Below are 20,408 nucleotides of genomic sequence, written 5' to 3'. Positions count from 1 at the left end.
CGCCAGCGAGCCGATCCGACGGCGCTACTGCTCTTCCGTCGTCGTCATGCCTTCGAATTCCGGAAGCCAGTGCAGGGCCGACCGGTGCCATTTCTGCTGTCTCGGGACCAAATCCTGACGCTGCCTTGCGGTCCCGACCCTGACGCCATAGACCTTCGGGCCGTCGCCGACCGACGTCGCGTAAAGATGCGAGCCGCAGTCGGCGCAAAAGGCCTGGGCGCGCCTGGCGCCGCTTGCCACGACCTTGATATAGATCTTCGGCGCGCCCCTGGTGATCCTGTAGTCGCTTTCCGGCGCCGGAACCGTCACCCGAAAGGCCGTGCCGGTCAGTTGCTGGCAGTCGGTGCAATGGCAGATCGAGGTCTTTTCCGGATCGACTTCCGCCTCATAAGCGATTGCGCCGCAATGGCATCCGCCGTCGATCTTCATCGGCCTTCCTCCTCAGTAAGCTTGCTGACTTGAACCTATCGCTCCCCCGAGGCCTCGGCGATGGCCTTGCGCCGCTGCTCCCATATGCCAGTTGCCTGCGGCTTGACGAAGAGCCTTGATATCTGAGGCATTTCCCGCTTCAGCCTTGCCTCCAGGCGCTCGACGCAGGCTTCGATCTCAGGCGCGGTGAGATGATCCTCGAATTCGATGCTCAAACCCGCCACGATCTCCTCCGGTCCGATATGGACGCTCAGGATCCCGTTCGCCCGTTGCACGGCGGGATCCTGCTGGACGATCGCCAGCACCTGCTTCTGCACCTCGGGTGAGGCGGGCTCGCCCAGCAGCAGGCCCTTGCTCTCGCGCGCCAGGAAGATGGCGGTGGCGCCGAGGATGATTGCGATGCCGATCGAGCCGACGCCATCGAGTTCGGGGATTTCCAGAAATTCAGCCGATAGGATGCCGGCGAAGGCGACGACGAGCCCGAGCAGCGCGGCGCTGTCTTCGAACAGCACGGTATAGACGCTCGGATCCTTGCTCGACTGCACGGCCTGCAGCCAGCCCTGCTTGCCCTTCTGCTGCCTGAACTCCTTCAGCGCCACCAGCCATGAACTACCCTCGAACAGCAAGGAGAGGCCAAGCACGACGTAGTTGACCTTGGCGTTGACCACCGGTTCAGGCGCCATGATGTGGATGACGCCTTCATAGAAGGAGACGCCGGCGCCAAGCGCGAACACCAGGAGCGCCACGATAAGGCTCCAGAAATAGAGTTCGCGTCCGTGGCCGAGCGGGTGCGTGCGGTCGGGCGGCCGCGCGGCGCGGCGCATGCCATAGAGCAGCAGCCCGCCGTTGCCTGTGTCGACCAGCGAATGCACACCTTCCGACAGCATGGCGGACGAGCCCGTGAAGGCCGCCGCCGCGAATTTTGTCAGCGCGATCGCAAGATTGCCGGCGAGCGCGGCGTAGATCACTTTTTTCGAGCCGGCGTGGCTTGCCATCTGGTTCCTGACCCTGTCCGACACGACCGACCTTAGCGGCCGGCCGGCCGAAGCTCCACAGATATGCACAACGCGCTGACGGTCCGGTCGTTCAATGCGCAGGGTGGCTCGTGACGCGAAACTGCTATTCGACGACTTCGTCGGTCCATACTCTGAAACCGGCGAGCGTGCCCGGTCCAAAGATATGGGTCAGCGGCACATCGGCCGCGTCTCGGCCGGAAGCAATCAGGATGCGGCCGATGCGCGGCGCATTGTTGCGTGGATCAAAAGCATGCCAGCGGCCGCCGAGATAGACTTCCATCCAAGCGGCGAAATCCATCGGAGCCCAGGGCTTTGGCAGGCCGATGTCGCTGATATAGCCGGTGCAGTAACGGGTCGGGATGTTAAGCGCGCGGCAAAAGGCGACGGCGAGATGGGCAAAATCGCGGCACACGCCGTTCCGCTCGTGGTAGGCTTCCGCCGCGGTGCGCGTAGGCCGCGCATTGCCGTAGTCAAAGACGATATGGTTGTGAACGAAGTCGCAGACCGCCTGGACGCGCGGAACGCCGAGGTCGGTGTGACCAAACAACCGCCAGGCGTCGTTTGCCAGCACATCGCTCTCGCAATAGCGGCTGGGCAGCAGAAACAAGAGTGTGTCCGACGGCAGGTCGCGCACCTCGTGTTGCCAGGCCGACAGGTCACCCGTTTCGAAGGTGCCGGGATCGCGGATGACGGCATCGGTGCCAAAGGTAAAGCGTCCAGGAGGGGCGACAAGCCGATTGCACCAGTTGCCGAAGCTGTCGCGGTAGCTCTGGATCGGTACTGGCGCAGTGGAGGTCAGGAAATCCGGCCGCTCAAGATCAGAGGCGCGGGAGTAGTGGACGTTGAGCATGGCGATCAGCGGCGCCTCCTGCGGAAAGTCGAAGCTCATCTCGCAGCCGATGTGAATTCGCATTTTCTCCCTGTCCTGCTGCTTGGTCAGCTCCCGGCGAAGGCTGGGCGGATGCTGCAGCGCGAAGAAGACCATCGCACGGACCGCTACAGTTTACGAGCAAATTAGAAACCGGTTGAAAGCGCCCCGCTGTTGGCGGCCACAGGCGCTACCCTCTTGCGGTCGGGCATTTCTCTTGTTTCACTTGCACGCCCACAATCGGAGGAGCGAATCATGGCTAAAGGTGCGATGAAGGCGGGCAAGGAAGCCCGGAAGCCGAAGAAGGACGCCAAGAAGCCCGCCGCGGCCCCGGCTCCGAAGGCGCCGCCGGTCAAGGCGATGCGCATCAAGGAAAAGTAAGCGGCCCCATTCGGTCGGTCCGGCTCAATGCAGACTTTCGAACCGGCGGCATGACAATGCTGCCGGTGCTTTGTTGATCGGCAACCCGGCCGCCCCAAGTCAAGACGGCGAGGACGACCTCGCTTCCCCGACAACCAGGCCGGGACGACCCGCCACCAAGCATCACGAGCGATGCAGGAATGATGGAGTGTTTTCGATGTCCTGGATCGTTCTTTTCTTCGCCGGCCTGTTCGAGATCGGCTGGGCGATCGGCCTCAAATATACCGACGGTTTCTCCAAGCCGCTGCCAACTCTACTGACCATTGCCTCGATGATCGTCAGCCTCGGCCTGCTTGGCCTGGCGCTGAAGACGCTGCCCGTTGGCACGGCCTATGCGGTATGGACCGGCATCGGCACCGTCGGCACGGCGCTGCTCGGCATCTGGCTGCTCGGCGAACCGGCGACGGTGATCCGGATTGCGTGTATCAGCCTGATCGTCTGCGGCATCGTCGGCCTGAAGCTCGTCGCTTAAGGTCGCCAGCCGAGTGCACAAACGCGTTCAGGGCCGCTTTAGGCGACCCCGAATCATTTCCAGAAACCCGAACTTAGCGCGCGGAGAAGCCCGGAGGCGCGCGGCCGACGCGTGCCTTACGGGCGGCATAGCGTGCGTCACGCTTTGCCTTGCGCGCGGCCTCGTCGGCGAGCTCGAACGCGATGCGCTCGGCTTCCTCGGCCTCGCGGCGCCTGGCTTCCTCGGCCGCTGCTGCTTCCGCCGCAAGACGCGCCGCTTCAGCAATTGCTTCGCGTTCGGCTTTCTCCGCCGCCTCGCGAGCCAGCTTCTCCTGCTTCAGCCTGGCCTTCTCCGCTTCGCGGATCGCGCGAGCCTCGAGGATCGCCTTGCGTTCGGCCTGGCGGGCCAGCACGGCCGGGTCATCCGCCGCCGGCTTTGCCTTGAATCGCTCGAGCAGCGCCTTCTTTGCCTCGTTCGCGGCATTGCGCCGCTCGAAAATGTCTTTTTCCCTGTAGATAGCCAAGTGTACTTCCCTGCAGTCTATTCGCGACGCTTACATACGCGTGAAAGCGGCGAGTTCAAGCGCCAAAACGGTATGCCAGCCATGAAAAAAGCGGGCTTGTTGCCGCAGGGATACGGCTGGCGGAGCGCGATGCACTGTTCACAGATCGCGCCTCTGGCGGGCGGAGGGACAGACCGCTACCTCTAGCGCCAACACCTAACATCCACACGAGCACCTTCAGGATACACGCAGATGGAACTCGGTCTCTACACTTTCGCCGACGTCAGCCCGGAGCCGGGTCCCGGCGCCATCGGCCCGCATGAGCGGCTGCGCAATCTCATGGAGGAAATCGAGCTGGCCGATCAGGTCGGGCTCGACGTGTTCGGCCTCGGCGAGCATCACCGTCCCGATTATGCCGCCTCGGCGCCGGTCGTGGCGCTGGCCGCCGCGGCCGAGCGCACGAAGCGCATCCGCCTTACCAGTGCTGTCACCGTGCTCTCCTCCGACGACCCGGTGCGCGTCTTCCAGCAATTCGCGACGCTCGACCTTCTGTCCAACGGCCGCGCCGAGATCATGGCCGGGCGCGGGTCCTTCATCGAATCCTTCCCGCTGTTCGGCTACGATCTTGAGGATTATGACGAGCTCTTTGCCGAGAAGCTCGACCTGCTCTTAGCCATCCGCGACCAGGTGAAAGTGACATGGCAAGGCAAGCTGCGTGCGCCGATCAACGGCCGCGGCGTCTATCCCCGCCCGTTCCAGGAAAAACTGCCGATCTGGATCGCGATTGGCGGCACGCCGCAATCCGCCGCACGCGCCGGCGTGCTCGGCCTGCCGCTGGCGCTTGCCATCATCGGCGGCGAGCCGGCGCGCTTCGCGCCTCTGTTCGACATCTATCGCGAGGCGGCGCGGCGCGCCAACACCGATCCGGCCTCACTCGCAACCAGCATCAACGTGCACGGCTTCATCGCCGAGACGACCGAACAAGCCGCGGACGATTTCTACGGACCGCAGGCCGAGGTAATGAATCGCATCGGCCGCGAGCGCGGCTGGGGCCCGACCTCGCGCGCCCATTTCGATCAGTCGCGCGGCCCGAACGGCGCGCTCTTCGTCGGCAATCCTGAAGCCGTGGCGGAAAAGATCGTCGCCCAGCACAAGATCTTCAAAAACGACCGCTTCCTGCTGCAAATGGCGATCGGCACCATGCCGCACGCCAGGATCATGAAGGCGATCGAGCTCTACGGCACGAAGGTGGCGCCGATCGTGCGCAAGGAGACGGCGAAGGCGGCAGCGCCGGTCGCCTGAGCGGCGGCCGCTTTTCAACGGCCGCCGGCTAACGGAACCTAGGCGCGGCAAGCACGTTTCCCGACGATTGCACCGGTTGCGGTGCCCGAGGGAACCGATGAAAGCCGAACCGATCGCTTCGGGCGCGAGCGTTGCCGAGAGCGCTGATGCGCCGGCCGACGCACGGGCGGACATGCGCCTGATGCGGTCTCTGTTGATCGGCATCTTCATCCTGATGACGATCGCCGCGCTCTATTTCGCCCGTGCCTTCTTCATGCCGGTGGTGCTTGCGTTCCTGCTCGCGCTTACGCTGACGCCGATCGTGCGCTTCCTGCGCAAACGCGGCGTCCCGGAGGTGGTCTCGGCGACGTTGCTGGTGCTGTTTTCCATCTTCGTTTTCGCGCTTGCCGGCTATCTGCTCAGCGGTCCGGTCATCGATCTCATCAACCAGAGTTATTCGATCGGCCAGCAGCTTACCGAGCGGTTGGCGCCGTTGAAGCGGCCGCTCGAAAGGTTGATGGACCTTGCGCATCAATTGGAGGCCCTGACCGAGACTTCGCAGGAGCCAGGCCTGCAGCGGGTGGCGGTGGCGCCGTCCGGCATCCTGTCCACGGCCGCCGGCAACCTGCTCCAGGCGGGCACCTCTATCACCATCGTCTTCGTGCTGTCGCTGTTCCTGCTCGCATCCGGCACCCTGTTCTACGAGAAGATCGTCCAGTCCTTCACCAGCCTCACCCAGAAGAAGCGGGCCTTGCGCGTCGTCTATGACGTCGAGAGCGAGATCTCGCACTATCTGCTCACGGTCGCCGTCATCAATGCCGGTCTCGGCACAGTCATCGGGCTCGGCCTCTGGGGACTTGGCATGCCGAATCCGCTGGTCTGGGGGGCAACGGCGGCACTGCTCAATTTCCTGCCCTATGTCGGCGCGCTGATGACCGTGCTGCTGGTTGCCGTCATCGCGCTGATCAGCTTCGACACGATCGCCTATGCGCTGCTGGCGCCGGCCTTCGTAATGTTGTGCGACATCGTCGAGGGCCAGTTCGTGACGCCGATGGTCGTGGGCCGGCGCCTCGAGATCAACGCGGTGGCGATCTTCATCGCCATTGCCTTCTGGTCATGGCTGTGGGGCTTCGTCGGCGCGCTGATGGCGGTGCCGCTGCTGGTCGTCATCAAGGTGTTTTGCGACCATTTCGACGGCCTGAGCCCTGTCGGCAATTTTCTCTCGGCGCAGCAGACGGCTCCCGTCGATGAGGAAGTGGTCGAGAACAATCATAACTCCGCGCCCTGAAATCTGGCATAATCTCAAACCTCGACCGTTGTTTGCGGCACCGCCGGCGAGTGCCTATATCGGACCGGTCAAGCCGGACCTGCCCTTAATGAGCGACTTCGATCTCGATGGCTATTTCGCCCGCATCGGCTATGCGGGGCCGACCGGACCTTCGCTGGCTACGCTGCGGGCGCTGCACGCCGCGCATCCGCGGGCGATCCCCTTCGAGAACATCGACGCCCTGATGGGCGTTTCCGTCGGCCTCGACGTCGCCTCGCTGCAGAACAAGATTTTTCGCCAGGGCCGCGGCGGCTATTGCTTCGAGCACAATCTGATCTTCATGCATGCGCTTGACGCGCTTGGCTTCACGGTCAGCGGGCTCGCCGCCCGCGTGCTCTGGGGACAGCCGGAGGATGCCATCACGGCGCGCAGCCACATGCTGCTGCGCGTCGAGCTCGGCGGCCGCGTTTATATCGCCGATGTCGGCTTCGGCGGCCTGACGCTGACGGCGCCGCTTCTGCTGCAACCCGGGGAGCAAGACACACCGCACGAAACCTTCCGCGTCGTCGAGATCGGCGACCATTTGCGCTTGCAGGCCAAGATCGGCGAGGAGTGGCGCACGCTTTACCGCTTCGACATGAGTCAAGCCTACGAGCCCGACTACCGTGTCGCCAGCCATTTCCTGTCGACGCATCCGAGCTCGCATTTTCTTTCGACGCTGGTGGCCGCGCTGGCCCTGCCCGACCGGCGCCACGCGCTGCGCAACAATAGGCTGTCGACGCATCATGCCGGCGGCCGCAGCGAGCAGCGCGAGATCGCGACGGCCGCCGAACTCGCCGACGTGCTGGAGAGCCAGCTCGCCATCGTCATTCCCGACCGCCTCGCCTTCGAGACGAAGCTGAGGGAAAAACGCATCGTGGAGACCTGACCAATGACCGCCCTTTCGGTTCTCGACCTGTCGCCGATCACCCAAGGCAGCAACGCTTCGCAGTCGCTTGCCAATTCGCTCGACCTTGCCCGCCATGCCGAGCGCCTGGGCTATACGCGCTACTGGCTTGCCGAGCACCACAACATGCCGGGCATCGCGAGCGCCGCGACGTCCGTGGTCATCGCGCACGTCGCCGGCGGAACCAGGACGATCCGGGTCGGCGCCGGCGGCATCATGCTGCCCAACCACGCGCCATTGGTGATCGCCGAGCAGTTCGGCACGCTGGCGGCGCTTTTTCCCGGCCGCATCGACCTCGGTCTCGGCCGCGCGCCGGGCACCGACATGCTGACGGCCAGGGCGCTGCGCCGCAATCTGGAGGCCAGCGACAACTTCCCGCAGGATGTGGTCGAGCTGATGGGCTATTTCCAGCCGGCCGAAGAGGGCCAGCGCATCCGCGCCGTGCCCGGCGAGGGGCAGAAGGTGCCAGTCTGGATCCTCGGCTCCAGCCTCTACGGCGCGCAACTCGCCGCGCTGCTCGGCCTCCCTTATGCCTTCGCCTCGCATTTCGCGCCGGCCGAGCTCGACCATGCGCTGGAGGTCTACCGCACGCGCTTCCAGCCGTCGGCCGAGCTCGACAAGCCCTATGTGATGCTCGGCCTCAACGTCTCCGCCGCTCCGACGGATACCGAAGCTATGTTGTTGTTCAGCTCGCTGCAGCAGGCTTTCGTCAATCTGCGCAGCGGCCGGCCCGGGCAATTGCCGCCGCCGGTCGAAAATTACGACCGCGAACTCGACCCTATGGCGAAGGGCATGCTTGCCCAGGCGCTGTCCTGCGCGGTCGTCGGGTCGCCGGAAACGGTGCGCCAGGGCATCGACGCCTTCATACGCCGCACCGGCGCCGACGAATTGATGGTGACGGCGCAGATCTTCGATCACGCCGCGCGCGTCCGCTCCTACGAGATCCTCGCCGACGTGCACAAATCGATGTCGAAGGCGGCCTGACCGAGCCACGGGCTTTTGCCTGAGATACTCGTCTGTCTTTTTGGTTTCATGGGATTCAGGCGGAAAACCGCTCACGCTTTTCCCGCGATTCTTCTAAGCGTGTGGGCGCTCGTTCCCAAACCGAGAGGCTCCCGTGAACCATGATCTCGACGACCGCATGCATTTTGCCATCGACCTGGCGCGGCGTGCCGGCGAGCTGGCCCTGAAATATTTTCGCGACCTCGACAGTCTGACCGTCGAGAGCAAGGGCCATCAGGACCTGGTTTCCGAGGGCGACCGCGAGGTCGAGCTGTTCATCCGAGCGGCGATCGCTGAGGCCTATCCGCAAGACGGCATCGTCGGCGAGGAGCACGCGGCCGTGACCGGAACAACCGGTCATGTGTGGGTGATCGACCCGATCGACGGCACCGCCAATTTCGTGCGCGGCATCCCCGCCTGGTGCGTGGTGATCGCCTGCGCCAGGGAGGGCGAGACCGTGGTAGGCGTCATCCACGAACCCTCGACCGGCGAGACTTTCTACGGCCGGCGCGGCGGAGGCGCCTTCCTCAACGGCAAGCAGATCAAGGCCAGCGAGGTGGCATCGCTTTCCGAAGGCTCGGTCGGCACCGGGCTTTCCAACCGGGCTTCGACCGAGCATGTCGCCGTGCTGATCGGCAGGCTCATGGCCGAGGGCGGCGTCTTCTACCGCAATGCTTCCGGAGCGCTGATGCTTGCCTATGCGGCTTCGGGCCGGCTGCTCGGCTATGTCGAGGAGCATATGAACGCCTGGGACTGCCTGGCCGGCATGCTGCTGGTCGAAGAGGCCGGCGGCATTGTGCTGAAAGCCGATCCGAAGACGGTGCTCGGCCAGGGCACACAAGTGATCACCGGGGCAGGCACATCTTTGCGAAACTGCAGGCGCTATGCGCGCAAGCGTTCGGGCCTGGCACCGAGGACTAAGCGGTAGCTCCGGTCAAGCGGCCTGCGGCCGGGGTCACGGCGTCGGCCGACGCCCGCGACGCGGTTCCGGCCCGACATCCCGCCGACGCCTGGCCTGACGCGCAATGGGCGATAACAAGCATAGCAGCTCGAAAGCATCGATGAACGCCGCAATCAGCGGAAGTCGCTGCATGATCGAATCCCTCCCTCGCAATATATGTATGCATAATGCATATTATTTCATTTTTGGTCAACACCGCGGTGTCGGGCCCTGTCAATCAGGCTTTCGGCATATGGCTGATCGGGCAGCGCTCGCGCACGCAGACCGCTTCGTCGCACACCCGGCAGACGACATTCTGGTCGTCGCCGAGGTCGACCAGCGCCGGCAACAGCTTTTCGACCAGCTGGCCGAGGCTGCGGGTCTCGTCGGCGCTGAGCACGCTGACGGCGCGGTCGATGACGGCACGACGGGCCGCAAGGTTGCGCCGGAAGTTCGCCTCTCCGCTCCCGGTCAGGCGCAGCGCCTTCGAACGTCGGTCAGCTTCCAGGCCGCCTTCGCGCGACACCAGTCCTTGTTCGACGAGCAGGTCGACGATCCTGACGGTCGCCGAGTGCGACAGGGCGATGGTGCGTCGCAATGTCTCAATGGAGAGGCCCGGGTTCGAGCCGATCTGGATGATGGCGGCGACGGCGCTCGGACCGAGGCCGGTTTCTGCTCCGAACGCCTTCTCCATCTTATCCACCAGAGCCAGGCTCATGGCGCCGAAGATGTTCTCCAGCCGAAGCTTTTCCCGGTCTTCCGTCATCGGCTCATCCCATGGACGGCGATCCTATGCATAATGCATAGTTACGCTGCTGCGGGGCCGCCGACAATGGCGACAGACGCCTTGCGCAGAATGCTTGCGCCTCGTGCAGCCTGTTCTTATATACGCGCCAAGCCGTTCGGCGCCGGAACGCCGGTTCGTCGGAACGGAATTTCTTATGAACAGGGGCTTTCGCCGGAACGCCTGCTTAGGGTCCTGAGAGCCTGCTTAGAGGAGAGATTAGAACAATGGCAAAAGTTATCGGTATCGATCTCGGCACCACCAATTCCTGTATCGCCATCATGGATGGCAAGGAACCCAAGGTGATCGAGAATGCGGAGGGCGCGCGCACCACCCCTTCCATCGTCGCCATCTCGAATGACGGCGAACGTCTCGTCGGCCAGCCGGCCAAGCGCCAGGCGGTCACCAATCCGGAAAACACCATCTTCGCGGTCAAGCGCCTGATCGGCCGCCGCTATGACGACCCGGTGACGGAAAAGGACAAGAAGCTTGTCCCCTACAAGATCGTCAAGGGCGACAATGGCGATGCCTGGGTCGAGGCCGGCGGCAAGAAGCAGTCGCCCAGCCAGATTTCGGCCATGATCCTGCAGAAGATGAAGGAGACGGCGGAAGCCTATCTCGGCGAGAAGGTCGAGAAGGCGGTCATCACCGTTCCAGCCTATTTCAACGACGCACAGCGCCAGGCTACCAAGGACGCCGGAAGGATCGCAGGCCTCGAGGTGCTGCGCATCATCAATGAGCCGACGGCCGCCGCGCTTGCCTACGGCCTCGAGAAGAAGGACGGCAAGACCATCGCCGTCTATGACCTTGGCGGCGGCACCTTCGATATCTCCGTGCTGGAAATCGGCGACGGCGTCTTCGAGGTGAAGTCGACCAACGGCGACACCTTCCTCGGCGGCGAGGACTTCGACATGCGCCTGGTCGAGTACCTGGCGGCCGAGTTCAAGAAGGAGCAGGGCATCGACCTCAAGGCCGACAAGCTCGCGCTGCAGCGCCTGAAAGAAGCGGCCGAGAAGGCCAAGATCGAGCTGTCGTCGACGACGCAGACCGAGATCAACCTGCCCTTCATCACCGCCGACGCCACCGGGCCGAAGCACCTGACCATGAAGCTCACCCGGGCCAAGTTCGAAAGCCTGGTCGAGGATCTCGTCCAGCGCACGATCGACCCCTGCAAGGCCGCGCTCAAGGATGCCGGGCTGAAGGCGGGCGAGATCGACGAAGTGGTTCTGGTCGGCGGCATGACCCGCATGCCCAAGATCCAGGAGATCGTGAAGCAGTTCTTCGGCAAGGAGCCGCACAAGGGCGTCAACCCGGATGAGGTCGTCGCACTTGGCGCCGCGATCCAGGCCGGCGTGTTGCAGGGCGACGTCAAGGACGTGCTCCTGCTCGACGTGACGCCGCTGTCGCTGGGCATCGAGACGCTGGGTGGCGTGTTCACCCGGTTGATCGAACGCAACACGACGATCCCGACCAAGAAGAGCCAGACCTTCTCGACCGCCGAGGATTCGCAGTCGGCGGTGACGATCCGGGTCTTCCAGGGCGAGCGCGAAATGGCGGCCGACAACAAGCTGCTCGGCCAGTTCGACCTGGTCGGCATCCCGCCGGCTCCGAGGGGCGTGCCGCAGATCGAGGTCACCTTCGACATCGACGCCAACGGCATCGTCAACGTCTCGGCAAAGGACAAGGGCACCGGCAAGGAGCACCAGATTCGCATACAGGCTTCGGGCGGTCTGTCCGACGCCGATATCGAGAAGATGGTGAAGGATGCCGAGGCCAATGCCGAGGCGGACAAGAAGCGCCGCGCCCTCGTCGAGGCCCGCAACCAGGCCGAGGCTCTGGTGCATTCGTCCGAGAAGTCGCTCAAGGATTATGGCGACAAGGTCTCGGAGGCCGACCGCACCGCGATCTCGAACGCCATTGCCGCGTTGAAGAGCGCTGCGGAAGGCGACGACCCGGCCGATATCGAGGCCAAGTCGCAGGCGCTTGCCGAAGCTTCGATGAAGCTCGGCCAGGCCATGTACGAGGCCTCGCAGAAGGAAGCCGCCGAAGCCGACGCCAAGGCGGATGCCGCCAAGGATTCGGACGTGGTTGACGCCGACTTCGAGGAAATCAACGAAGACGACGACAAGAAGAAGTCGGCCTGAGCCGACTGACGGCGGATAAGTGCAAAAGCCCGGCGAAAGGCCGGGCTTTTTTGCAACCCCAGCCGAAAATGTGACGGAAAAACCCGGAGCCGGCCGGCTTGGCACTAGCATCCGGGAAACATCGCTCCTAAATCCAAGACCATGCCGGCAAACGTCGCCAACAATGCTTGAAGACATTGAGCATCCGGACAGCGGGAAAAAATGAAAGCTGATTTCTACGAAACGCTGGGCGTGCAAAAAGGCGCCGACGAAAAGGAACTCAAGAGCGCTTTCCGCAAGCTCGCCATGCAGTTCCATCCCGACCGCAACCCCGGCGATCATGCCTGCGAGCACAAGTTCAAGGAAATCAACGAAGCCTACGAGACGCTGAAGGACCCGCAGAAGCGCGCCGCCTATGATCGCTTCGGCCATGCGGCCTTCGAGCAGGGCGGCATGAATGGAGCGGCGCACGGCTTTGGCGCCGGCGGCTTCGCCGATATCTTCGAGGACATTTTCGGCGACATGATGGGCGGCCGGCAACGCCGTTCGTCGGGCGGCCGCGAGCGTGGCGCCGACCTTCGCTACAACATGGAGATCACGCTCGAGGAGGCCTTCGCCGGCAAGACGGCGCAGATCCACGTACCGGCCTCGATCTCGTGCTCGGAATGCTCCGGCAGCGGCGCGAAGCCCGGCACGCAGCCGGTGACCTGCTCCATGTGCCACGGCCACGGCAAGGTGCGCGCCACGCAAGGCTTCTTCTCCATCGAGCGCACCTGCCCGCAATGCCAGGGGCGCGGCCAGACGATCAAGGACCCTTGCCCGAAATGCTCCGGACAGGGCCGCGTCACCGAGGAGCGTTCGCTGTCGGTCAATATTCCGGCCGGCATCGAGGACGGCACCCGCATCCGGCTTGCCAATGAGGGCGAGGCCGGCCTGCGCGGCGGACCGTCCGGCGACCTTTACATTTTCCTGGCGGTCAAGCCGCACGAATTCTTCCAGCGCGACGGCGCCGACCTCTATTGCAAGGTGCCGATCTCCATGACGACGGCCGCCCTTGGCGGCTCCTTCGAGGTCACTACGCTCGACGGCACGCAGACCAAGGTGAAGGTGCCGGAAGGCACCCAGAACGGCCGCCAGTTCCGGCTCAAGGGCAAGGGCATGCCGGTGCTGCGCCAGCCCAATGTCGGCGACCTCTACATCCAGACGGCGGTCGAGACGCCGCAGAACCTGACGCGCCGCCAGCGCGAATTGCTGGAAGAGTTCGAGCAGTTGTCCTCGAAGGACAATTCTCCCCAGTCGAGCGGCTTCTTCGCCCGCATGAAGGACTTCTTCGAGTCGTTCGGCGAAGGCTCATGAGCGCGCCCGGTTGCGCCCGCTCCGGATGCGAGCGCTTCCCAAGCGTCATCAACACCTTATGCCGGACCAATGCCTTGCCTTGTCCCGCCCAACTGCTAAGTAGCGGATCCGGGGGGTGAGCATTGAGGAGAACTCGCATGTCACGTAGTCCCGGGTTGCGCAAAGCGCTGGCCGAAAAATTCGACGACGAGCTGAAGTTCTTCAAAGGCTGGATCGACAAGCCGAAAACGGTCGGCTCGATCGTTCCCACCAGTTCCATCACCGCCCGCAAGATGGCTTCGATCGTCAATCCGAGATCGGGGCTGCCTGTATTGGAAGTCGGGCCGGGCACCGGCGTCATCACCCGCGCCATCCTCGCCCAGGGGGTGAGGCCGGAGAATCTCTACGCGGTCGAATATTCGGCCGATTTCGTGCGCCATCTGCGCCGGCTTTATCCCGGTGTCAACGTGATCGAGGGCGACGCCTTCAATCTCAACGCCACGCTCGGCGACAAGCGCGACATGGTCTTCGATTCGGTCGTCTCCGGCGTGCCCTTGCTCAATTTCCCGGTCGCCCAGCGCATCGCCTATATCGAAAGCCTGCTCGACCGCATTCCGCAGGGACGGCCGATCGTGCAGCTGACCTACGGCCCTCTGTCGCCGATCCCGGCCGGACGCGGCAACTACTCGGTCGAACATTTCCACTTCGTCTTCCGCAACATCCCACCGACGCAGCTTTGGATTTATCGGCGGCCGGCGCATTAGGGGTAGGGGAATAGCTGAGTAAGGCAGTAGCGGGATGAACGCACTACGGCCTTGCTCCTTCACCCGTTGATTTGAGTGTCCCTTGGCTGTACCTGTCCCGGAACAAGGGTGGTCGATGGCAGTGATCCCACGAATCCTCGTCTTCGCCGGCTCGGTCCGAACCGGAGCCTACAGCGGCCGGACTGCCGATGTGGCGCAGAAGGAACTCGCCATGCAGGGCGCGGAGGTGACGCGCATCTCGCTCGGCGACTATCCGCTGCCGATCATGGACGAAGACCTGGAAAAGGAAAGAGGCATCCCCGAGAACGCGCTGAGGCTCGGTCGTCAGATCGCCGCGCATGACGGGCTGCTGATCGCGACACCCGAATATAACGGCTCTATCCCGCCGCTGCTCAAGAACTCGATCGACTGGGTGAGCCGGATACGGCGCGACGGCGGCCGTACGTCCAGGCCGCTTGCCGGCAGGCCGGTGGGGCTCTGCTCGTCCTCGGAGGGCAAGTTCGCCGGCATACGCTGCATCAACCACCTGCGCGCGGTGCTGGTGCGCTGCCAGATGGAGGTGATCACGCCGGAATGTTCGGTCTCCGAGGCCAATATGGCGTTCGCCGACGACGGGCAGTTCAAGGACGCCAGACTACACCAATCGATGGAGCGCCTATGCCGTACACTGATGGAAACATCGCGCATGCTGTCCACCCGGATCGAGGCTTGATGCATTTCGCGGACGCCGACACGATGCGGGAGCGGCTGATCGTCGGGCTCGACGTGCCGACGCTGAGGGAGGCCGAGAAGGCGGTGCGCGAGCTCGAAGGCGCCGTTTCCTTCTACAAGATCGGCTACCAGCTCGCCTTTGCCGGCGGACTGGAGTTTGCGCGCGAACTTGCCACCGGCGGCCTCAAGGTGTTCCTCGACATGAAGCTGCTCGATATCGACAACACGGTGGCCAAGGGCGTCGAGAACATCGTCAAGATGGGCATGACGATGCTGACGCTGCATGCCTACCCCAGGGCCATGAGGGCAGCGGTCGAGGCGGCCAAGGGCAGCGATCTGTGCCTGCTCGGGGTGACGGTGCTGACCTCGATGGACGAACAGGACGTGATCGACGCCGGCTATGAATACGACCCGCACACGCTGGTGCTCAGGCGCTCCGAACAGGCGCTGCATGCCGGCATGGGCGGCATCGTCTGCTCGGCGGAGGAGGCAGAGGCGGTGCGGCGGATCGTCGGACCCGACATGGCGGTGGTGACGCCGGGCATCCGGCCGGCGGGCAGCGACCATGGCGACCAGAAGCGCGTGGTGACGCCGGCGCAGGCGATCCGCAATGGCTCCAGCCATCTCGTGGTCGGCCGGCCGATCGTCGCGGCGCCGGACCGCCGCGCCGCGGCTGAGACGATCCTCGCCGAGATGCAGTCGGCCTGAGGACCGGTCCTTGCTCGACAACACAAACAGGAGAACAACAATGCCGAAGGGATACTGGATCGCCCGCGTCGATGTGCGCGACACCGAGGGCTACAAGGATTATGTCGCCGCCGCGAAGCTCGCCTTCGATCGCTTCGGCGCGAAGTTCTTGGCGCGCGGCGGCGCGCATGAAAAGGCGGAGGGGCCAGGCCGCGCCCGCAACGTCATCATCGAGTTCGAGTCGCTTGCTGCGGCTCGTGATTGCTACCATTCGCCGGAATACCAGCGCGCCGTCGCCATCCGCCAGAAAGTGGCCGATGGCGAGATCGTGCTGGTCGAAGGCATTTAAACGACAAGCCTGCTGGCGGCCGTCTGCGCCATCGCATCGGCCAGGCTCATGCCCCATTGCCTGCGGCAGTAGTCGCGAAAATCGAAGCAGGGAAGGCCTGGACAGACCTCGAACTCGATGAGATGGGTCGTGTCGTCGGCCTCGACCCGGAAATCGACGGAAAAGACGTCCCTCAGGGCAAGAGCGGCGATGAGCCTTCGCACGATGGCGCGGATTTTCCGGTCGGCCGCCGGCTGGCTTGATCCGACCGGCTCGAGCTCCGGCTCGGCATAGGTTCCGGCATCCTTGGCGGCCTGACCGGTGTCGCCATAGAGCGCCATCGAGTCGGCCATGGTCTGGAAGTCGCCGCCGGAATCGACGAAGAAGATGCCCAAAGCCTCGACCCCGGTCTTCGGCTCGAGACCAAGGAAGCTTGCGCGCACGTTGCGGCCGGCGACATAGGGCTGCACGACGACGTCGTCGCGATAGTGGGCAAAGACGCGCCGGCTAAGCTCCAGGGCATGGCCGAGATCGGCGACGCGGGAATCCGGCCAGATGCCGATCTTGGCGCCGAGCCGGTTCGGCTTGACGAACCAGCCTTTGGGCGAGACCGGCGGCTCGACCAGCCACTCGCCGTTGCGGGCGAGCCCGGCCTGCGGCACCGGCAGGCCGAGCGCGCTCAGCACGGCGCCGGAACGGAGCTTGTCCTGGCAGAGCGCGAACAAGGAATCGTCGGCGCCGATGGTGCGCAGCCCGTTCAGCCGCGCCAGCGCCGGCGCCGCGCCGCCGCGGAAATAGGCAATGCCGTCGGTCAGCGTCCAGACCAGCGTCGTCGCCGGATCGGCCTTCGCCAGAACCGAGGCCGCATCGTCGAGCTCGACAGGCTTGAAAGCGAGTCCGCGCTTCGCGCAAGCCTCGGCAAGCAGGTCGAATTCCGGTGCAAGGTCGGTCGACTGCGCCAGATAGGACGATATCTCGATGGCGCGCTCCGCTGGATAGCCGTCGGCGATCAACCGGTCGAGACAGGGTTTCTCCGGTTCGTAGACAAGAACCAGCGTCGGCGTGTTGCGCGGCATGGAATGCTCCGGAAAATCTGGCGCTAGCATCGCACGGCCCAAGCGATCGGCTTGCGGGAAACCGACCGGCGCAGGCGGTTGCGTGATAGCTGAGAGCGGTTCGCCGTTTCACGGAAACGGCGAACCGCTCTGTCTCTTTGTTTTCACGCAATTCCGGACGGAAAACCGCTCACACTTTTCCTGGAATTGCTCTAAGCGATCAGCACGCGCGGCTCGAAGCGGCCCTTGACCGGGATATCGAGCAGGAAGGTCATGCCGGCCTGCGGATCGAGAGAACGCTGCCTCTCGTCCTTGCCTTTCCAGGCCGAGGTCACCACAAGGCGGTCGCCTTTCGGCCCGACGAAGGCCGGGCAGGAAGCCTGCGTCACCGGCATGGCGATCTCGCGCAGCAGCGCGCCGTCCGGCGCATAGGCCTTCACCGCCCTGCCGCCCCAGACGGCGTTCCAGAGCACCCCGTCGCGGTCGACGACCGAACCGTCGACATAGCCTTTCGACGAACGATGATCGACGAACACCTTGGGCTCGCCTGCCGGCAGGCCGGTCGCCGGATCGCAGGCGACGCGCATCAGCAGGCCGGTCGCGGTATCGGTGTAGTAGGCGGTCGTTCCGTCTTCCGAGAAGCAGATCGAATTCGAGACGGTGATGTCGGAATATAGCCGGCGAAGCTCGCCCTTGAAGAACCAGTAGATCGAACCGGCGCCCTTTTGCTCGTCCTTGCCCATCGTTCCAGTCCACAGCGCACCGCATGGATGGACGCGGGAGTCGTTGGAGCGCGTCGCCGGATTTTCGGCCTCGATCGGCGTGTGCAAGGTCAGTTTGCCGGTCGCGACGTCGCGGACCTGCAGACCCTGCTCAGTAGCAATGAGTTGCCGGCTCTCGTCGATGACAGCGACGGCGCTGGCCATGACGCCGAGGTCGTGGATCTTCAGAGCGCCGGCGAGCGGCTTTTCGAGCAGCTTGCCGTTGACGATGTCGAACCAGAACAGCGTGTCGGTGGCGGGATCGTAACTAGGGCCTTCGCCGAGCTCGCAGATATGGTCGGAAAAAACCGAAGCGCCGTCCATCAAACCCCTCCGAAAGCTTCGTCCCAGGCGGCGACGGCGGCGCGAGCGCGCAGCGCGACGTCCTCAACCGTCACGCCCGGCCTGTAGAGGCTGGACCCCAGGCCGAAGACGCTGACACCGACCGCCTTGTAGCCGGCAAAATCCTTGTCGGAGACGCCGCCAACGGCGCCGATCGGCGTAGAGGGCGGCAACACGGCGCGGATCGCCGCGATACCGCTCCCTCCAAGCACGCTTGCCGGAAAGAATTTCAGCGCCGAGGCCCCTAACCGGATCGCCTGGAAGGCTTCCGTGGGCGTGAACACGCCCGGCATCGTGACCATGCCGTAGTGCATGGCGCGGCCCATGACCTCGGCATCGATGTTCGGGCTGACCAGCAACTTGCCGCCGGCCTCGTGCAAGGCATCGACGTCCGCCGCGGTCAGCACCGTGCCGGCGCCGACCAGCGCGGTTTGCGGGAGCGCCTTGACCAGATCGGCGATGGAGACGAACGGCTGCGGTGAATTGAGCGGCACCTCGATCGCCTCGATGCCGGCGTCGTGGATCGCCTTGCCGATCGCCACGGCCTCGGACGGCTTCAGGCCGCGCAAAATGGCAACAAGGCCGCGTTGGAGCTTCGGGAAGGGTGCGGTCTGGCTCATCGAGCGCCTCCAATCATGCCGTTCTCGCGCGCGGCCTCGACGAGGCCGGCACGCACCGCTTCATCGGCGTCGACCGTGCGAAAGGCAAGGCCGGCAACACCGAGCGCCGCGCCGTAAAGCGTGGCCAACGCGCCGGAGGCGATCAGCGCGACCGGCGCATCGCCCGCGCCATAGCGGCGCCTCGCCGAGGCGATCTCGCCGCCGATCAGAAGCCCGGAGAGGCAGGCCGCCGCCTCGTCGGGCTTTAAGTCCTGCAGCAGCCCGGCGGCGCGGATGGCAAACAGTCTCGAGGAGACATCGCCGCCTTCGCCGAGTGCCCGCTCGCACCACTGACGGAAAAACGAGCTGTCTGCCGTGACCGGAGCGGGATGCTCGCCAAGCGAATGTTTCAGGATCGAGTGCGTGGCCAATACGGAGAACAATTCGCCGGTCGGCCAGGTGCCGAAACCTGCGACCGCGCCGTCCTCGACCGCGACCCATTTCGAATGTGTGCCCGGCATGCAGACGAGATGGCGCCCCTTTGCCGGCAAACCGGCGCCGGCGAGCTGGGTTTCCTCGCCGCGCATGACATCGGGCGCATCGGCCAGGCGCTGGGCGAGGCCGGGCACGATGCGGATGTCGCGGATCGAGTTCTCGACGCGGGCGGCGCCGCGCAGGATGGCGCCGATCGGCGCCGGCACTGTGACGTAAGGCGCCTCGATCCAGCCCTGCCGGGAGCCGGCCATGCCGCAAATGATGACCGGCAGCGTGTCGGGCGCGCCCAGGGCGGCAAGGTGGCCCTCCAGCACGTTCGAAAAGCCTTTTTCGCGGGCGGTGATCAGCCCATCGTCGCCGCGCCGCTCGCCGAGCACCTTGCCTGAGCCGTCGAGCAGCCAAGCCCTGAGCCTGGTCGTGCCCCAGTCGAGCGCTGCGACCGCGGGCGCGCCCCTCACAGGAAGCCTCCATCGACGATCAGCATCTGCGCGGTCAGCATGCGCGAGGCGTCCGACGCCAGGAACAGCACCGTGCCCACCATGTCGTCAGGCTGCATCACATCCTTGATGCATTGCTTGGCGACATGGGCGGCAAGCCCCTCGTCAGTGACCCAGAGCTCGCGCTGGCGTTCGGTGATGACCCAGCCCGGGGCCACGGCGTTGACGCGGATGCGATCGGCCCCGAGCTTGCCGGCGAGGCCTTTCGTCAGGCCGAGTATGCCTGCCTTGGCCGCGGTGTAGGCGGGCATATCGGGATGGTTGATCAGATAGGAGGTGGAGGTGAAGTTGATGATCGAGCCGCCGCCGGCGCGCTTCATGCCGGGCGCCACGGCCTGCGCGGTGAAGAAATGCGGGCGCAGGTTGACGGCGAGGTTGTTGTCCCAGAACTCGACCGTGACGTCTTCCACCGCGTGACGGTCGTCAAGCGCGGCGTTGTTGACCAGCACGGTGACATCGCCATGCGCTTCGGCCGCCTTGGCCGCGGCGGCGCGCAGCGCCTCGATGTCGCGCAGGTCGGCCTTGAGGTAGAGCGGCCGGCGGCCGAGTTCTTTCTCCAGCCGGTCGGCAAGGGCCGTGCTGGCCTTGTCGGCTATGTCGATGAAAGCGACTTTCGCGTTCTGCCGCATGAAGCCTTCGGTCAGCGCCGCGCCGATGCCTGAGCCGCCGCCGGTGATCAGCACCGAGGCGCCTTCGAGGTCGGCGAAACGTGCCGATGGCATCATGATCTTCTTCTCCCTTTGGCCGGCGCGCATCCTAGCCAGACAAAGCGCGGGAGCAAGCGGGAAACATCGCATTTCCGGCC

General features: G+C 64.6%; 22 protein-coding genes and 1 pseudogene. 13 read left to right on the top strand and 10 right to left on the bottom strand.

The window, feature by feature from the left end; translation table 11 throughout:
- Positions 1-24: 24 nt before the first annotated feature.
- From ACR64R_RS22750 to ACR64R_RS22740, 3 genes are all read right to left on the bottom strand, one after another.
- A complete protein-coding gene (locus ACR64R_RS22750) occupies positions 25-429 on the bottom strand; it encodes a GFA family protein (RefSeq protein ID WP_487358509.1) in 405 nt (134 codons plus the stop codon).
- A gap of 35 nt (positions 430-464) precedes the next feature.
- On the bottom strand, positions 465-1,424 hold the full coding sequence (locus ACR64R_RS22745; protein ID WP_487358508.1) for a cation diffusion facilitator family transporter: 960 nt from the start codon (positions 1,422-1,424) through the stop codon (positions 465-467).
- Between the two features lie 124 nt (positions 1,425-1,548).
- Positions 1,549-2,358, bottom strand: coding sequence for a transglutaminase-like domain-containing protein (locus tag ACR64R_RS22740; RefSeq protein WP_487362518.1), 810 nt, complete (start codon positions 2,356-2,358; stop codon positions 1,549-1,551).
- A gap of 210 nt (positions 2,359-2,568) precedes the next feature.
- On the opposite strand from ACR64R_RS22740, the gene ACR64R_RS22735 reads away from it, so the two are divergent.
- On the top strand, positions 2,569-2,694 hold the full coding sequence (locus tag ACR64R_RS22735; RefSeq protein WP_095819016.1) for a hypothetical protein: 126 nt from the start codon (positions 2,569-2,571) through the stop codon (positions 2,692-2,694).
- A gap of 196 nt (positions 2,695-2,890) precedes the next feature.
- The gene (sugE, locus tag ACR64R_RS22730; RefSeq protein ID WP_487358507.1) at positions 2,891-3,205 is read left to right on the top strand and encodes a quaternary ammonium compound efflux SMR transporter SugE; all 315 of its coding nucleotides are present in this window, start codon (positions 2,891-2,893) and stop codon (positions 3,203-3,205) included.
- Positions 3,206-3,278: 73 nt separating this feature from the next.
- Here sugE and ACR64R_RS22725 read toward each other — a convergent pair whose 3' ends face one another.
- On the bottom strand, positions 3,279-3,707 hold the full coding sequence (locus ACR64R_RS22725; protein WP_487358506.1) for a DUF6481 family protein: 429 nt from the start codon (positions 3,705-3,707) through the stop codon (positions 3,279-3,281).
- 231 nt (positions 3,708-3,938) lie between these two features.
- On the opposite strand from ACR64R_RS22725, the gene ACR64R_RS22720 reads away from it, so the two are divergent.
- The 5 genes and pseudogenes from ACR64R_RS22720 to ACR64R_RS22700 all read left to right on the top strand — a co-directional run bounded on the left by ACR64R_RS22720 (position 3,939) and on the right by ACR64R_RS22700 (position 9,103).
- Positions 3,939-4,988, top strand: coding sequence for an LLM class flavin-dependent oxidoreductase (locus ACR64R_RS22720; RefSeq protein ID WP_487358505.1), 1,050 nt, complete (start codon positions 3,939-3,941; stop codon positions 4,986-4,988).
- Between the two features lie 97 nt (positions 4,989-5,085).
- Positions 5,086-6,255, top strand: coding sequence for an AI-2E family transporter (locus ACR64R_RS22715; RefSeq protein ID WP_487358504.1), 1,170 nt, complete (start codon positions 5,086-5,088; stop codon positions 6,253-6,255).
- Positions 6,256-6,343: 88 nt separating this feature from the next.
- Entirely contained in the window at positions 6,344-7,162 is an 819-nt protein-coding gene (locus ACR64R_RS22710) for an arylamine N-acetyltransferase family protein (protein WP_487358503.1), read from the top strand.
- Between the two features lie 3 nt (positions 7,163-7,165).
- Positions 7,166-8,164: an LLM class flavin-dependent oxidoreductase gene (locus ACR64R_RS22705; protein ID WP_487358502.1), complete on the top strand. Its 999-nt coding sequence runs from the start codon at positions 7,166-7,168 to the stop codon at positions 8,162-8,164.
- Positions 8,165-8,297: 133 nt separating this feature from the next.
- A pseudogene (locus ACR64R_RS22700) lies at positions 8,298-9,103 on the top strand (inositol monophosphatase family protein).
- Between the two features lie 257 nt (positions 9,104-9,360).
- Here the strand turns inward: ACR64R_RS22700 and ACR64R_RS22695 are convergent.
- Entirely contained in the window at positions 9,361-9,888 is a 528-nt protein-coding gene (locus ACR64R_RS22695; RefSeq protein ID WP_487358501.1) for a MarR family winged helix-turn-helix transcriptional regulator, read from the bottom strand.
- 245 nt (positions 9,889-10,133) lie between these two features.
- Here ACR64R_RS22695 and dnaK point away from each other — a divergent pair, with 245 nt between their 5' ends.
- The 6 genes from dnaK to ACR64R_RS22665 all read left to right on the top strand — a co-directional run bounded on the left by dnaK (position 10,134) and on the right by ACR64R_RS22665 (position 15,875).
- Positions 10,134-12,050 (top strand): molecular chaperone DnaK, encoded by a 1,917-nt coding sequence (dnaK, locus tag ACR64R_RS22690; RefSeq protein ID WP_487358500.1) that lies wholly within the window; start codon positions 10,134-10,136, stop codon positions 12,048-12,050.
- A gap of 201 nt (positions 12,051-12,251) precedes the next feature.
- Positions 12,252-13,385 carry a molecular chaperone DnaJ gene (dnaJ, locus tag ACR64R_RS22685; RefSeq protein ID WP_487358499.1) on the top strand — a complete coding sequence of 378 codons (1,134 nt, stop codon included), beginning with the start codon at positions 12,252-12,254 and terminating at the stop codon, positions 13,383-13,385.
- A 137-nt stretch (positions 13,386-13,522) separates the two neighbouring features.
- Positions 13,523-14,128 (top strand): phospholipid N-methyltransferase PmtA, encoded by a 606-nt coding sequence (gene pmtA / locus ACR64R_RS22680; RefSeq protein ID WP_487358498.1) that lies wholly within the window; start codon positions 13,523-13,525, stop codon positions 14,126-14,128.
- Positions 14,129-14,243: 115 nt separating this feature from the next.
- A complete protein-coding gene (locus tag ACR64R_RS22675; RefSeq protein ID WP_487358497.1) occupies positions 14,244-14,840 on the top strand; it encodes an NADPH-dependent FMN reductase in 597 nt (198 codons plus the stop codon).
- The gene (gene pyrF, locus ACR64R_RS22670; RefSeq protein ID WP_487358496.1) at positions 14,840-15,547 is read left to right on the top strand and encodes an orotidine-5'-phosphate decarboxylase; all 708 of its coding nucleotides are present in this window, start codon (positions 14,840-14,842) and stop codon (positions 15,545-15,547) included. Before ACR64R_RS22675 ends, pyrF begins: the two co-directional genes overlap by 1 nt.
- 40 nt (positions 15,548-15,587) lie before the next feature.
- A complete protein-coding gene (locus ACR64R_RS22665; RefSeq protein ID WP_487358495.1) occupies positions 15,588-15,875 on the top strand; it encodes a DUF1330 domain-containing protein in 288 nt (95 codons plus the stop codon).
- Here ACR64R_RS22665 and ACR64R_RS22660 read toward each other — a convergent pair.
- From ACR64R_RS22660 to ACR64R_RS22640, 5 genes are all read right to left on the bottom strand, one after another.
- The gene (locus ACR64R_RS22660) at positions 15,872-16,930 is read right to left on the bottom strand and encodes a D-alanine--D-alanine ligase family protein (protein WP_487358494.1); all 1,059 of its coding nucleotides are present in this window, start codon (positions 16,928-16,930) and stop codon (positions 15,872-15,874) included. The two genes, ACR64R_RS22665 and ACR64R_RS22660, sit on opposite strands and share 4 nt — an antisense overlap.
- Before the next feature lie 191 nt (positions 16,931-17,121).
- Complete coding sequence (locus ACR64R_RS22655) at positions 17,122-17,994, bottom strand: SMP-30/gluconolactonase/LRE family protein (RefSeq protein ID WP_487358493.1); 873 nt, start codon at positions 17,992-17,994, stop codon at positions 17,122-17,124.
- The gene (locus ACR64R_RS22650; protein WP_487358492.1) at positions 17,994-18,632 is read right to left on the bottom strand and encodes a 2-dehydro-3-deoxy-6-phosphogalactonate aldolase; all 639 of its coding nucleotides are present in this window, start codon (positions 18,630-18,632) and stop codon (positions 17,994-17,996) included. The genes ACR64R_RS22655 and ACR64R_RS22650 overlap by 1 nt, the downstream gene beginning before the upstream one ends.
- Positions 18,629-19,564: a 2-dehydro-3-deoxygalactonokinase gene (locus ACR64R_RS22645; protein ID WP_487358491.1), complete on the bottom strand. Its 936-nt coding sequence runs from the start codon at positions 19,562-19,564 to the stop codon at positions 18,629-18,631. Before ACR64R_RS22645 ends, ACR64R_RS22650 begins: the two co-directional genes overlap by 4 nt.
- The gene (locus tag ACR64R_RS22640) at positions 19,561-20,328 is read right to left on the bottom strand and encodes an SDR family NAD(P)-dependent oxidoreductase (protein WP_487358490.1); all 768 of its coding nucleotides are present in this window, start codon (positions 20,326-20,328) and stop codon (positions 19,561-19,563) included. Before ACR64R_RS22640 ends, ACR64R_RS22645 begins: the two co-directional genes overlap by 4 nt.
- Positions 20,329-20,408: the final 80 nt, after the last annotated feature.

The sequence above is a fragment of the Mesorhizobium sp. MC2-1-1 genome, assembly GCF_057597255.1.
This window is presented reverse-complemented; position numbering and strand designations above follow the sequence as displayed.